The 13,615-nt window shown below is 72.7% G+C and carries 14 protein-coding genes and 1 pseudogene; 6 read left to right on the top strand and 9 right to left on the bottom strand.

What is annotated here, in order from left to right:
- Window positions 1-107 precede the first annotated feature (107 nt).
- The gene (locus J8M51_RS08990; RefSeq protein WP_086762474.1) at window positions 108-1,187 is read right to left on the bottom strand and encodes an NADH:flavin oxidoreductase/NADH oxidase; all 1,080 of its coding nucleotides are present in this window, start codon (window positions 1,185-1,187) and stop codon (window positions 108-110) included.
- Between the two features lie 158 nt (window positions 1,188-1,345).
- On the opposite strand from J8M51_RS08990, the gene J8M51_RS08985 reads away from it, so the two are divergent.
- Entirely contained in the window at window positions 1,346-1,744 is a 399-nt protein-coding gene (locus J8M51_RS08985) for an ArsR/SmtB family transcription factor (protein ID WP_086762472.1), read from the top strand.
- 122 nt (window positions 1,745-1,866) lie between these two features.
- Window positions 1,867-2,343: a DUF6214 family protein gene (locus tag J8M51_RS08980; RefSeq protein WP_086762471.1), complete on the top strand. Its 477-nt coding sequence runs from the start codon at window positions 1,867-1,869 to the stop codon at window positions 2,341-2,343.
- Window positions 2,344-2,383: 40 nt separating this feature from the next.
- Here J8M51_RS08980 and J8M51_RS08975 read toward each other — a convergent pair whose 3' ends face one another.
- A complete protein-coding gene (locus tag J8M51_RS08975; RefSeq protein WP_086762476.1) occupies window positions 2,384-3,049 on the bottom strand; it encodes a DUF305 domain-containing protein in 666 nt (221 codons plus the stop codon).
- A 195-nt stretch (window positions 3,050-3,244) separates the two neighbouring features.
- On the opposite strand from J8M51_RS08975, the gene J8M51_RS08970 reads away from it, so the two are divergent.
- Window positions 3,245-4,750 carry an LVIVD repeat-containing protein gene (locus J8M51_RS08970; RefSeq protein WP_086762469.1) on the top strand — a complete coding sequence of 502 codons (1,506 nt, stop codon included), beginning with the start codon at window positions 3,245-3,247 and terminating at the stop codon, window positions 4,748-4,750.
- 322 nt (window positions 4,751-5,072) lie between these two features.
- Here the strand turns inward: J8M51_RS08970 and J8M51_RS08965 are convergent, their stop codons facing one another.
- The 4 genes from J8M51_RS08965 to J8M51_RS08950 all read right to left on the bottom strand — a co-directional run bounded on the left by J8M51_RS08965 (window position 5,073) and on the right by J8M51_RS08950 (window position 8,254).
- The gene (locus tag J8M51_RS08965) at window positions 5,073-5,795 is read right to left on the bottom strand and encodes an HAD family hydrolase (protein WP_086753093.1); all 723 of its coding nucleotides are present in this window, start codon (window positions 5,793-5,795) and stop codon (window positions 5,073-5,075) included.
- 31 nt (window positions 5,796-5,826) lie between these two features.
- Window positions 5,827-6,510 carry a phosphatase PAP2 family protein gene (locus J8M51_RS08960; protein ID WP_086753091.1) on the bottom strand — a complete coding sequence of 228 codons (684 nt, stop codon included), beginning with the start codon at window positions 6,508-6,510 and terminating at the stop codon, window positions 5,827-5,829.
- Window positions 6,511-6,644: 134 nt separating this feature from the next.
- A complete protein-coding gene (locus J8M51_RS08955; RefSeq protein ID WP_086753089.1) occupies window positions 6,645-7,586 on the bottom strand; it encodes a M56 family metallopeptidase in 942 nt (313 codons plus the stop codon).
- A gap of 119 nt (window positions 7,587-7,705) precedes the next feature.
- Window positions 7,706-8,254 carry a DUF5134 domain-containing protein gene (locus J8M51_RS08950; RefSeq protein ID WP_086753087.1) on the bottom strand — a complete coding sequence of 183 codons (549 nt, stop codon included), beginning with the start codon at window positions 8,252-8,254 and terminating at the stop codon, window positions 7,706-7,708.
- 190 nt (window positions 8,255-8,444) lie between these two features.
- Here J8M51_RS08950 and J8M51_RS08945 point away from each other — a divergent pair, with 190 nt between their 5' ends.
- Entirely contained in the window at window positions 8,445-10,103 is a 1,659-nt protein-coding gene (locus J8M51_RS08945; RefSeq protein ID WP_086753085.1) for an FUSC family protein, read from the top strand.
- Window positions 10,100-10,645: a MarR family winged helix-turn-helix transcriptional regulator gene (locus J8M51_RS08940; protein WP_086753083.1), complete on the top strand. Its 546-nt coding sequence runs from the start codon at window positions 10,100-10,102 to the stop codon at window positions 10,643-10,645. Before J8M51_RS08945 ends, J8M51_RS08940 begins: the two co-directional genes overlap by 4 nt.
- Before the next feature lie 41 nt (window positions 10,646-10,686).
- Here the strand turns inward: J8M51_RS08940 and J8M51_RS08935 are convergent.
- The 3 genes and pseudogenes from J8M51_RS08935 to J8M51_RS08925 form a co-directional block, all read right to left on the bottom strand.
- Window positions 10,687-11,600, bottom strand: a pseudogene (locus tag J8M51_RS08935) (aldo/keto reductase); the annotation flags it as partial.
- Window positions 11,601-11,688: 88 nt separating this feature from the next.
- Window positions 11,689-12,453 (bottom strand): VOC family protein, encoded by a 765-nt coding sequence (locus J8M51_RS08930; protein WP_086753081.1) that lies wholly within the window; start codon window positions 12,451-12,453, stop codon window positions 11,689-11,691.
- Between the two features lie 116 nt (window positions 12,454-12,569).
- A complete protein-coding gene (locus J8M51_RS08925) occupies window positions 12,570-12,962 on the bottom strand; it encodes a VOC family protein (RefSeq protein ID WP_086753079.1) in 393 nt (130 codons plus the stop codon).
- 89 nt (window positions 12,963-13,051) lie between these two features.
- Between J8M51_RS08925 and J8M51_RS08920 the strand changes: the two genes are divergently transcribed.
- Entirely contained in the window at window positions 13,052-13,594 is a 543-nt protein-coding gene (locus tag J8M51_RS08920; protein WP_086753077.1) for a GNAT family N-acetyltransferase, read from the top strand.
- Window positions 13,595-13,615: the final 21 nt, after the last annotated feature.

Raw genomic sequence — 13,615 nt, 5'->3', positions numbered from 1 at the left:
CGTGTTTCGGAAGTCCCTTTTGCTCTGCGAGGCCCGGCACGCCGAGAGCACGCACCGGACGCCGCAGAGCCGCCCTCCGGGCGACGAAGGGACTTCCGAAACACGCCCTAGACGGACCGGTGGTACTGCTCGGGCACATGCACCTCGCCGCCCAGCTCCCGGGCCGTCCGCCGGGCCCAGGAGGGGTCGCGCAGCAGCTCACGGCCGAGCAGGACCGCGTCGGCCTCGCCGTTGGCGAGGATCTTCTCGGCCTGCTCGGCCTCCGTGATCAGACCGACGGCGGCGACGGGCAGCGAGGTCTCGTTCCTGACCCGGGCGGCGAAGGGCACCTGGTAGCCGGCGCCGACAGGGATACGGACCCCGCTGGCGTTTCCGCCCGTGGACACGTCCAGCAGGTCCACGCCGTGGGCCTTCAGCTCGGCGGCGAGACGGACGGTGTCGTCGGCCGTCCAGCCGCCCTCCTCCAGCCACTCGGTGGCGGAGACCCGGAAGAACAGCGGCTTCTCCGCCGGCCACACCTCCCGTACGGCGTCGACGACTTCGAGCGCGAGACGGACCCGGTTCTCGTACGAGCCGCCGTAGGCGTCGGTACGACGGTTGGAGTGCGGGGAGAGGAACTCGTTGATCAGATAGCCGTGGGCGCCGTGGATCTCGACGACCTCGAACCCGGCGGCCAGCGCGCGCCGGGCGGCCGCCGCGAACTGCGCGACGACGTCGGCGATCTGCTCCACCGTCAACTCGTCGGGGACCGGGTGGCGTTCGTCGAAGGCCAGCGCGCTGGGCGCGACCGGCTGCCAGCCGTGCGCCTCCGCGCCGACCGGCTGCCCGCCCTGCCACGGCAGGCCGGTGGAGGCCTTGCGCCCCGCGTGTGCGAGCTGCACGGCGGGGACGGTGCCCTGTCCCTTCAGGAACCCGGTGATCCGGCGGAACGCCTCGACCTGGGTGTCGTTCCAGATCCCGAGGTCGTACGGCGAGATCCGGCCCTCGGGGGACACCGCGGTCGCCTCGACGATGATCAGGCCCGTGCCGCCGGTGGCGCGCGCCGCGTAGTGCGCGAAGTGCCAGTCGTTCGGGGCGCCCGTCCCGGGGCCCTCCGGCGCGGCCGAGTACTGGCACATCGGGGGCATCCACACCCGGTTGGGGATGGTCAGTTCACGCAGGCGGTAGGGCTCGAAGAGCGCGCTCACGGCGACTCCAATCGTCACGGGATGCCGTCACGGGGCGGACGGTGTACGACTCGTACGATAGGCATCGTAGTACGGCGGATGTCAAACTACGATAGGTCTCGTACAATGGGTCTTCGTGAAGGCCCGACCCAGTGAAGGCCCGAAACCGTGGAGCCGCCGTGACCTCGCCCGCCGTCAGCAGCCGCGACCTCCCGCACCCGGCGCGCGAGGAGATCCGCCTGGAGTCCGTGCTGCACGCGCTCTCCGACCCCATGCGGCTGCGGATCGTGCGCGAGCTGGCCGCCGACGGCGACGAGCTCTCGTGTTCGTACTTCGACCTGCCGGTCACCAAGTCCACGACCACCCATCACTTCCGGGTGCTGCGCGAGAGCGGGGTGATCCGCCAGGTCTACCGGGGCACGGCCAAGATGAACGGCCTGCGCCGCGACGACCTGGACGACCTCTTCCCGGCACTGCTCGACACCCTCGTCGACGCGGCCGCCCGCGAGTCCGCCCGCCTCGGCATCGATGGCGCGGGCCGGACCTCGGCGGTGCCTGGCGGGGGTGCTGCGCCGTAGGGGTGCCGTGCGCCCCCGGGCTGCGTGGCTGTGCGCAGTGAATGTGATCATGCGCTTACGTTGCGTGGGTGCTGGAAACATCCTTTCTTAATCTTTCCGACCGTCACTGGCAGGACGGCGCGGTGACCGTGCGGCCCGCGTGGGAGGTGCAGGAGGAGGGCGGCGCCACGGCCTGGTTCAGCGCCCGGCTGTCCTTCCCGGACGGGGCCGGGGTCGAGCTGCTCGCCGTGGTCTGCGCGGGCCGGCTGTCCCTGGAGGACGTCCGCGCCCAGCCGCCGCTGTCCCTGGACGACCTGGCGGAGCTGGCCGAGTGGATCGAGGGCCCGCTGTTCGAGGCGTGCGGCACCACGCCCGAGGTCCTGGAGGAGGAGCTGCCCGGGGCCCCGTACGGGTCCGGGCGCCGGGCCAGGCCCGCGTGGCCGCGCGGGGCGGAGGGGCGGCGGCTGGTGGCCGAGGAGTACCTCGCGGCGCAGCGATCCGGCTACGACCCGGTCCTCGCCGTGATGTGCGCGACCGGACACAGCCGCCGCAAGTCCCTCCGGCTGATCGCCGGGGCGCGTGACGAGGGCCTGCTCGGACCTCGTCACGCGCGGCGCTGAGCCCGGAGGGCGGCGGCCCGGGGCCGGGGCGGTCGCCCGGTCACTCCGCCAGGTCGCGCATCCGGCTGATCTCGGTCGCCTGCTGGGCGATCACATCGTCGGCCATCTCCTCGACCAGGATGTTGTTGCCCTGCGCCTTCACATCCGTGGCCATGGTGATGGCCCCCTCGTGGTGAGTGATCATCAGCTTCAGGAAGAGCGCGTCGAACTTCTTCCCGTCGAGGGCGGCGAGTTCCTTCAGCTGGGCCCCGGTCGCCATGCCGGGCATCGCCCCGTGGTCGTGCGAAGTCTCCCGCTCGTCACCGCCGTTGTTCTTCAGCCAGCCCTCCATGGCCGCGATCTCGGGCTTCTGGGCGGCGGCGATCCGTTCGGCGATCCGCTTGACCTGGGTCGACTTCGCCCGCTCGGGAACGAGTTCGGTCATCTCCAGGGCCTGGGTGTGATGCTGGATCATCATGCGCGTGTAGTCGAAGTCCGCGGAATTGGGAGCGTCGTCCTCCGCTCGCTGTTTTCCGACTTCTTCCGGCGACAGGGTTTGAGCCGCCTCACCGGGTTTTCCGGGGGCGATCACCGCCGGTCCGCCCGACTTCGCGGATCCTCCGTCGGGAGCCGCCTCCGACCCCGAGTCGCAGCCCGCGAGCGTCAGCAGAACGGCCGCCACCGAGGCCGTGACCAGTGACGCGCGGGATGTGCGGCGAACGAGCACAGTGACCTCCTGGGACACGGCAACGGGCGTACACCTCGTGAGTGTTGACGAACGTTCCTAACACGCTTTCACGGGATGCTGATCAAATTTGTTCGTTACAAACGCATTGCTGTCTGTTGATCTGTGCATGATGAAGACGATACTTCGGGAGGTGCCTGAACCGTTCACATGCGAACGGCCATACGGGAGGACACAGTGACCCTGTTGAACAACCTGCGGACCCGGCGCAGACGTCTGGGAGTCGCCGCCACTGCGGCCGGACTTCTGGCCGCACTGCTCACCGCCTCACCGGCGGGCGCGATCCCCGACCCCGGGGACTCGCCCGCCGTGCGCGAGAAGGTCTCCAAGAGCGACGCCGCCGAGGCGCGGGCGGCGATAGCCGCCGGCGAGATACCCGGCCAGGACGAGATCGTCCACTCCGCCAACATCAAGCATCTGACCAACATCCCCAAGGAGGCGCTGCCGGGCACCAACTCGGACCTCGCCTTCCAGGGCAAGTACGCCTACGCCGGCAACTACGACGGCTTCCGGGTCTTCGACATCAGCAACCCGAGCGCCCCGAAGACGGTCGCGCAGGTGCTCTGCCCGGGCTCGCAGAACGACATCTCCGTCTCCGGGAACCTGCTGTTCCTGTCCACGGACTCCTCGCGCAGCGACAACTCCTGCAACAGCACCACGCAGCCCGCGACCGAGAAGTCGTCGTGGGAGGGCATGAAGATCTTCGACATCAGCGACCCGAGGTCCCCGAAGTACGTCTCCGCCGTGGAGACGGCCTGCGGCTCGCACACCCACACGCTGGTGCCCGACGGCAAGAACGTCTACGTCTACGTCTCCTCGTACTCGCCGAGCGCCGCGTTCCCCGACTGCCAGCCTCCGCACGACGGCATCTCGGTCATCAAGGTGTCCCGCAAGCACCCGGAGCGGGCGAAGGTGGTGGGCTTCCCGGTCCTGTTCCCCGGTGAGGGTCCCGACGGTGGCGGCAACCCGGGTTCGCCCACGAACCCCGGTGTCTCCAAGACCACCGGCTGCCACGACATCACGGTGCTGCCGTCCAAGGACCTGGCCGCCGGGGCGTGCATGGGGGACGGCATCCTGTTCTCCATCAAGAACCCGAAGAAGCCGAAGGTCATCGACCGGGTCCAGGACAACGTGAACTTCGCGTTCTGGCACTCGGCCACGTTCAACCAGGAGGCCGACAAGGTCGTCTTCACCGATGAGCTGGGCGGCGGCGGCGCGGCCACCTGCAACGCGGCGATCGGGCCGGACCGCGGGGCCGACGGCATCTACGAGATCGTCGGCAAGGGCGACAAGCGCAAGCTCGTCTTCAAGAGCTACTACAAGATCCCCCGCCACCAGGCGGACACCGAGAACTGCGTCGCCCACAACGGCTCGATCGTCCCGGTGAAGGGCAAGGACATCATGGTCCAGGCCTGGTACCAGGGCGGTGTCTCCGTCTGGGACTTCACCGACTCCTCGAAGCCCCAGGAGATCGCCTACTTCGAGCGCGGTCCGATCTCCACCTCCACCCTCGTGGGCGGCGGTTCGTGGTCGGCGTACTACTACAACGGCTACATCTACTCGAACGACCTGGTGAAGGGCTTCGACGTCCTCAAGATCGACGACCCGCGGACGGACCCGGCCGAGCGGATCCAGCTGTCCGAGCTCAACGTGCAGACACAGCCGGACTACTTCGACCAGTAGAAGCAGCGCGGCCGTTCTCGACAACATGTCCCGCCGGGCCCTTCGGGGTCCGGCGGGACACTCGCTCCCGGCGCCCCGGTCGGCCGGGGCGCCACGCGCGTTCCCCGACCCGGGCGCCGGGCGAGGACATCACGCAACTTCCGCGTCGGCCCGGCGTCGGCGAACTATACTCAACGCTCCCGGGCGGCGACCCAACGTGCTCCAGCCCGGCCGTAGTTCGTCCCGGGCCGCACGGGGGACGGTCCGGGACGGACGTCCGGCGGAGCCGAACAGCCGGTCGGCGGGCGGAAGGCCACTCGGCCTCGGCCCGCCCCGGCCCACCTCAGCCCACCAGATCGAGCACCTTCCGCAGCCCGTCCGGCCGTTCGGCGACGGGCAGATGGTCGACGAAGTGCACCCCGCACCCCAGAGCCGCCGCACCGCCGTCGGCCCGCCGGTCGTCACCGACCATCAGCGTCTCCCGCGCATCGACCCCCACCGCCTCGCACGCGAGCGCGAACAGGCGCGGGTCCGGCTTCTGGATGCCGTGCTGGTACGACAACAGGTAGGCGCCGATGTACGGGTCGAGGCCGTGCGCGCGGAACACCGGTCGCGGATCCCAGCCGATGTTGCTCACCACACCGACGGCCACCCCGCGCTCCCGCAGGGCGGCCAGGACCTCGGCGGCGTCCGGGTAGGGGCTCCACGCCGGCGGCGTCATATGGCGGTCGTACAGCGCGTCGTGAAGGGCGTCGTCGGGCAGTGCCACCTGGCGGGAGAGGCCGGTGTAGGCGGCCCGGTGCTGCTCGGCGCTCCGGTCCCGCACCGCCCACAACGCACCCAGCTCGCCCGTCGGCGGCTCCGCCGGGACCGGCCCGCCCGGCAGCGCGCCCGCCCGCTCCAGCGCCTCGGCCGCCCGGACCAACTCGGGCCGGGGCAGGGCGAGACCGGCGTCCGCCAGGACGGCGCCCAGCCACGACTCGGTGGGCTCCACGCGGAACAGGGTCCCGGAGAAGTCGAACAGCACGCCTCTGACCGCCGTGTCGATCGGCTCGGTGATCGTCATGCGTCGATCCTTCGGGCTCGCCCGCACCCGGTCAAGTACGCGTCGGGCCACGCCACTTCTCGTACGTCAGCACCGCCAGCGCGATCGTCAGACCACCGAGCAGCCAGCCGGCCAGCACGTCCGACGCCCAGTGCACGCCCAGCCAGATCCGGGTCAGCCCGACGCCCACGACGGAGACGGCGGCCACCGCCGCCGCCGTCCGCATGAGGGTGCCGCCGACGCCGTACCGGCGCATCAGCCAGATCAGCAGGCCCAGGACGACGGTGGCCGTCATGGCGTGGCCCGACGGATACGCGGCGTAGTGGGCGGAGTCGACGGGGTCGGGCCAGGCGGGCCGTTCCCGGCCGACGGCCGCCTTCAGCCCCTGCTGCACCGCCGTGCCCACGGCGCAGGTGACCGCCAGCCAGAGGGCGAGCCACCACTCCCGGTGGCGCCACACCAGCCAGACCGCGGCGGCCGCGGCCAGCAGACGCATCGTCACCGGGTCCCAGACCCAGTCCGTCAGAATGCGGAACGCGTGGGTGAGGCCCGGTTCGTCGACGGCCCATCTGTGGGTGGTGTTCGCGATGCCCTCGTCCAGCGACATGAGGGGCGCCCAGGAGAGCGCCACCAGGACGAGCAGCAGGACGGAGGGCGCCGCGAAGGCCGCGGCGGCGCGGACGGTGCGGGTGGTCGACGGCCGGTGGGGCGGCGCCTCGACGGTGGGGGTGTGCATACAGCGATCCTGGCCGACCACCGGGGCATCAGGCCAACGCCGGGGCGTGAGATCACTGTCACGCGCCGCGACCGGAGCAAAGCCGTCGCGTCGCACGTTGTCCTTGGGTCGCCCTTTGTCTCCTCTTTGCCCTGTCACGACCTTCCGAGTGCCCGCAAAGCGGGAACGAAAGCCACCAGCACCGGTACGGCCGGTACCAGGGCGGCGCACGCGGTCAGCCGGAGCCGGTGCGCCGGGGTGAGACGTTCCGGGGGAGCGAGCAACCGGTTGACCCGCTGCGGCACATGGTCCTCCGGGGTCGGGCAGGGCCCGAACGCACCCCGGTCCTCGTTGAGCCCGACGAGCGCCAGGGCGATGGTGAGACGGCCGTGGCGGCGGGAGGCCGTGTCGTCGGCGGCGAGTTCGACCAGCCGGTGCATCTCGTCGCGGAACGCGGCGAACACCGGCACCCGGGGGAACCCGCCCGCGAGCGCCGCCGAGCTGTGCAGCAGCCAGTGGTGGCGCGCCCGCGCGTGCCCCTGCTCATGGGCGACCACCGCGTCCACCTGCCGCCCCTTCAGCCGGCGCAACGCGGCCGTGGTGATGACCAGTCGGGGCGTGGGCCCGGACAGCCACCAGGCGTCGGGCCGCTCGCCCTCCACCACGACCAGCCGGTCGCCGTCCGGCTCCTCGCCGGGCAACAGCGGGGCGCGCAGCCGGAGTTCGGCATGGCGGCGATGGCTCTCCCGGCGGGCCCGCACGACCTCGCGGACCAGCATCGCCCCGGTCCACAGCCCGCCGCAGGCGAGCGCCACGGCGGTGGCCACGGCCCAGGAACCCCCACGGCCCAGCGCGTACGCCTCCACGACCCCGTCCGGCGCGGGCGCGAACACCCGCCCGCGCACCACCGCCCAGGCCGCCGCCGCGCTCAACGCCATCGACAGCGCACAGCACAGCAGGACGGCCGCCACGACGCACTGCCACACCCACAGCGCGACCACCGGTTCGCGGTCCGGCCAGTCGGCGCGGGCCAGCACCCGCGGGGCGACGACGGCGGTCAGGGCGCCGAGCAGCAACAACGCCGCGGGGACCATCATGAGGCGCAGCCTATGAGCGCGCCGGTGCACGGCGACACGGGCCGGGCCGCCGAAGTGACACAGACCACGACCGTGTACGCCGACACCGCCCGCCGGGCCCGGTGTTCAGAGCGTCATGGTCAGACCGTCAGCAGCATGGCGAACATCCCGATGCCCATGGACAGCCGGCAGGCCCGCGCCAGCTCCGGGCGGTCGCCCCAGCCGGGCGCGGGGGCCGCCGCGCTCACCGTCCCCGCGGGCATGGGGACGAGCCGGACACCCGCCCACAGCACATACCCCGCGAAGTACAGCAGCAGCACCCCCGTGACCAGGGGCGGCCCCGCGCCGCCGTGGCCCCCGCCCGGCGAGGCGACCATCACCGCGGCCATGTAGACCATCGTCAGCGCCCCCACCAGGTGGTGCAGATGGTGTGCGCTCGTGCGCGCCGACCACAGGGCGCGGACGGCGGCCGCGCCGAACACCACCGCGTAGGCGAGCCAGGCCCAGCGCGGCGGGGCCACGGCCGCGGCGGGCACCGCCATGGCGGCCATGCCGAACCCCATCAGGGCCTCCCCGCCCGCGGCGAGCCGCTGCTCCTCGACGGCGCTGCGCATCCGCAGCAGGCAGTAGCCCCCGGTCAGCGCGCACAGCGCGACCAGCAGCCAGCCGGCCGCAACCGGTCCGTGCACCGCGCACCTCCATCGGGCGGTCGGGCAGTCGGTCAGGGCATGCCCGGGCCCACTGGCGCGCATACGAGCGCAAGGGTGTACGCGGGGGAGCGCGCGGGAGTGCACGGGAGTGCGGAGCGGAGACGCGTGCCCCAGCACGGAGACCTGTTTCACAATGTTTCACGAGTAAAACACCAGCTAAGGTTATGGGATGCGCAGCGCCCGTCCCTCCCGACCTCCCCGTGCCCGCCCCCGGCTCCCCCTCTCCGGTGCCCTCCGGCTGAACCGCCCCTCCGCGATCTGGTTCAAGCCCGCCCTCAGCGTGGTCGTCGCGACCGCCCCGCCGAACCTGACGCTGCTGGCCCTCGACCGCCTCGACCTGGCGATGTACACGATGGCCGGATCCCTGTGCGCGCTCTACGCCCACCACCGCCCGTACGCCGCCCGCGCCCGCACCCTCGCCCTGGTCGTGCTCGGCATGGTCGCCGGCCTCGCCGTCGCCCTGGTCACCGCCGCCCTCACCACCGACGCGGTGCTCCTGGTCACCGTCGGCGCGCTGCTGGCCGCCGCGCAGAAGGCACTGTGCGACGCGAGCCGGATCGGGCCGCCCGCCCATGTCATCTTCACCTTCGTCACCTCGGCGGCCCTCTTCCTACCCCAGACCCCCGCCCAGATCCCCGGCCAGATCCCCGGCCACCTCGCCGCCTCCGCCGTCGCGGGCGCCTGGGCCTGGCTCGTCTGCATGGCCCCCGGTCTGCTCCGCCCGCACGGCCCCGAGCGCCGCGCCACCGCCCAGGCCCTCTCCACGGTCGCCGCCCACGTCGAGGCGCCCGAGCGGCCCGGGTCCCGCACGGCCGCCGTGACCGCCGTGCACACCGCCTGGCAGATCCTGCTCACCGCCGGCGCCCGCACCGACTCCCGGCGCGCCCTCGAAGCCCTCCTGGTCCGCGCCGACGTCGCCCTCGCCGCGCCCGCCGACGCCGACCCCGGCCGACTGCGTGCCCTGGCCCGGGACCTGCGCGGCGCCCGGCCCCTCCCACGAACCGCCACACCGCCGGGCACGGCCGTCGACCTGCCCGGGACGGAGCGCGAACTCCCGGGCGGGCGCGCCCCGTTGTGGAGCAGGCTCGGCCCGCTCACGCCCCTCGCCGTCCGCACCGCCGTCGGCTGCGCCCTCGCCGGATACGTCTCCCTCGCGATCGGGGTCGGCCGCCCCTACTGGGCCCTCGTCACCGCCGCCTCCCTCTACCAGGCCAACCTGACCCTCACCTGGAGCCGGGGCGTCCAGCGCGTCGTCGGCAACCTCGCCGGAGTGCTGGCCTTCGCCGCTCTGGTCCCGCTCGCCCACCTCGGCCCGGCCGCGCTCGTCCTGTGCTGTCTCGCGCTGAGCTTCGGAGCCGAGGCCCTGATCAGCCGCAACTACTGGCTCGGCACCATCTGCGTCACCCCCATGGCCCTGCTCGTCACCGAGTTCGCCGGCTTCCAGAACCCCGGCGAGCTGATCACCGACCGCCTCCTGGACACCGCCGTCGGCGCCCTCGTCGGCTTCCTCGCGGCGGTCGCCGTCACCAACCGGCGCGCCGGTGACCGGGTCGCGCACGCCCTCGCCGCGGTGGAACGCGCCCGCGCCCACACGGTCCGTACGGCCGCCGATCCGCACTCCCCGCCCGGCGCGCTGCCCGCCGCCCGCCGCGCCCTCGCCGGTGCCCTCTTCGAACTGCGCGCCGTCGCCGACACCGCGAGGGGCGAATGGTGGCAACGCGCCTGGCCGTCGGAGCGGGTGACACACGCCGAGCAGGCCGGACACCGTACGCTCGCGGCGACGGCAGGACAGCACGGTTTCCAGGCATCGGAGGGCGCACGGGCATGACGGCAGGCAACGGGCGGGCAGCGGGGAGCGGCGCGGCGCTGGGGGACACGGTCGCCAAGGTGGTGCGGCAGTGGCAGACGGTGCACCCCGGGATCGACACCGCGCCGATGGAGATCATCGGCCGGGTCAACCGCTGTGCCGCCCTCCTCCAACAGGCCGAGGACGCGCCCCTGCGCCGCGCCGGCCTCACCCGCCCCGAGTTCGACGTCCTCGGCACCCTGCGCCGCACCGGCCACGAACTGACCCCCAGCGAGATCGCCCGCGAGACCTTCGCCTCCGGCGCCGCCGTCACCAAACGCCTCAAACTCCTCACCGAGCGCGAACTCGTCGAGCGGCGCGGCGACGACCGCGACCGCCGCGTCGCCCACGTCCGCCTCACCGACGCCGGCCGCGACCTCGTGGACAGCGTCATGCCGGAGCAACTGGCCTACGAGGAGGCCGTCCTCTCCGGAGTCACCCCCGACGACCGCCGCGAACTGGCCGTCCTCCTCGGCGAGCTGCTCATCCAGCTCGAAGGCCGCCTGGGGCTGCCGCGCGCCTGACGGACCGCCCCGCGTCCGGCGGACGTGATCAGTACACCTGGCGTGCGCGGGTCGCGGATGTCGCCCCGGCGGGGTCCGTACACGTTCTGCCGGATGACGGGCTCGCGCGGGAAGTCGTGCGGGAAGCCCAGCGAGGGCGCGCTCACCTCGTCGAGCCGGGCGAGCGCGTCCGCGTCGAGCGTGACGTCCACGCTCGCCAGGTTGTCGGCGAGCTGGCGCGGTCCGGTGGCGCCGACGATCGGCACGACGTCGCCGGGGCGGCCGAGGAGCCAGGCGAGGGCCACCTGCCCCGGGAGCCGGCCGCTGCGCTCGGCGATCTCCAGGACGGCGTCGATCACGGCGTCCTGGCGGGGGTCCGCGTCCGCTCCGCCGTCGCCGAGCCGCCCCGACTCGCCCCGCCGGTACTTGCCGGTCAGCTTCCCGGCCGCCGGCGGGCCCCACGCGAACACGGTCATGTCGAACCCCCGTGCCTGCGGCAGCAGTTCACGCTCCGGCGTGCGCTCCAACAGGTTGCAGCGCAGCTGGGAGCCCGCGAACGCGGTCCAACCCCGCAGCTCCGCCAGGGTGTTGGCCCGGGCGATCTCCCAGGCCGGCCAGCCCGGCACCCCGACGTACAGCATTTTTCCGGACCGTACGAGGTCGTCGAGCGCCCGCATCACCTAGTCGACCGGGGTGAACTCGTCCCGGGCGTGCACCCGGAGCACGTCGAGCCGGTGTATTTGCTGGCCAGCACGAAACGGTCGCGGCGCCCGTCGAGGAGTTCGCCGACGATGGTCTGCGAGGCGCCCCCGGAGTAGGTGTTCGCCGTGTCGACGAAGTTGCCGCCCGCGTCGGCGTAGGCGTCCAGGAGCGGCCGGCTCGCTTCGAGGTCCACGGCTCCCCAGCCGAACGTCATGGCTTCCAAGGCCAGTTCGCTCACGCGCAGACCGGTCCGGCCGAACAGTGTGCAACGCACGATGCATTCCCTCCGAGCGGTTGCTGGGCACGACGCCAGAGGTGGAGAGCGCTCCAACGCACACCGCCCGGGCGCGGGCCGGCCGGTCTCAGCCCTCCGCGCCCGCCAGGTACACGCCGAACATCGCTCCCTGGGGGTCCCGCAGCACCGCGATACGCGGCCCGTCCGGCACCGTGGTGGGCTCCATCAGGAGGGTGCCGCCCGCCTCGGCGGCGACGCGGGCCGCGTCGTCGACGTCGGCCACGGCGAAGTACGGCAGCCAGTGCGAGGGGACCTCGGGCGGGAATTTCTCGTCCATCGTGATCATGCCGCCGAAGTCGGCGCCGTCGACACCCCACCGCGTGTAGTGCCCGCCGGTGTTCACGGTCCAGCCGAACACCGTCGTGTAGAAGGACTCGGCGCGCTCCGGAGCGCGCGTCAGCAGCTCGACCCAGCCGAGTGTGCCGGGCGCGTTGAACAGCCCGGCACCGGGGAAGGAGCGCGCCTGCCAGAGCTGGAAGGCCGCGCCGCCCGGGTCGAACGCCACCGCGAACCGTCCGACGTCGAAGACGTCCATGGGCTCCAGCACGACGGTCCCGCCCGCCGCCCGGACCGCCTCGGCCGTCGTGTCCGCGTCGGTCACGGCGAACGACACGTTCCAGGCCACCGGCTGCGACTCCTGGTACAGCGGGGAGAGCGCGGCGACCGCCGCGTCACCGAGGTGCGCGATGGTGTAGCCACCGGCCTCCTGACGCGGATCGGTCTCCGGGCGCCAGCCGAACAGCTCGGTGTAGAACCGTTTCGCCGCTGCGAGATCGCTGGTCCCCAGCTCGGTCCAGCAGGGCCCACCGGTCACCGGCTCGTCGAGCTTCATGGCGTTCCTCCCGGGACGGGGCGTCCCCTTCCAGCACGCTATGCCCGTGCCCCCGCCCCGGCCACCGGGGTACGACGCGGCCGTTCTCCCCGGCCGGGAGGAGGGGCCGGGGCCGTTCAGATCCCCGGCCGGTAGCGCAGGGGATGGTCCGCCGGGATCTCCACCAGCACGATCTCGGTGCCGTCCGGGTCGGCGATCCACATCTCGATCAGCCCCCACGGCTCCTTCAGCGGCGCCCGCCGCACCTCCACCCCGGCCGCCACCAGTTCCTCGTGCGCCGCCGTGACATCGGCGACCTGCAGCCACAGCTTCAGCGCGGGGGACGGCGGGGTCTGCGAGCGGCCCGCGACCTCCAGGAAGCCGCCGCCCAGGAAGTACACGACGCCCCGGTGGTCGCCCGTACCGAACTCGCGGTACACCGGGAGCCCCAGCTTCTCGCCGTAGAAGGCGCGGGAGCGCTCGGGATCGGTGGGGCGGAGCAGGGTGCGGCTGCTGAGTACGTGGATCATGGGTCGAGCGTAGGGGCTCTCTGCCGGGGCGCGGCGGTCGTTACCCTCTTCCCGTGTTCGAGTCCGCAGACATCCCTCAGGAGCACCCCATGGACACCGCCGACGCCACCGGCCTGACCTTCCGCGACGCCACCGACGCCGATGTGGACGTCCTCGTCGCGCTGATCGAGTCGGCTTACCGCGGGGACTCCAGCCGGGCCGGCTGGACCACGGAGGCGGACATCCTCGACGGACAGCGGACCGACCCGGAGGGGGTGCTGCAGGTCGTCAAGGCCCCCGACAGCCGACTGCTCACCGTCGAGCGGGACGGCACCGTCGTCGCCTGCTGCCAGCTCGAACACCGTGGCGCCCACGCCTACTTCGGGATGTTCGCGGTGAGCCCGGCCCTGCAGGGCGGCGGCCTCGGAAAGGTGATCATCGCCGAGGCGGAGCGGCTCGCGCGCGAGACCTGGGGCGCCCGGGAGATGCACATGACCGTGATCTCCGTACGGGACGACCTGATCGCCTGGTACGAGCGGCGCGGCTACCGCCGTACGGGACGGACGACCCCGTTCCCGTACGGCGACGAGCGCTTCGGCATCCCCCGGCGCGACGACCTGCGGTTCGAGCTGCTGGTCAAGGAACTCGGCTGAGCCGGGGGGCCGTACAGCCGC

It is taken from the genome of Streptomyces griseiscabiei (assembly GCF_020010925.1).
GTDB lineage: Bacteria > Actinomycetota > Actinomycetes > Streptomycetales > Streptomycetaceae > Streptomyces > Streptomyces griseiscabiei.
The sequence above is the reverse complement of the archived record's forward strand: the minus strand, read 5'-3'. Positions and strand labels throughout refer to the sequence as shown.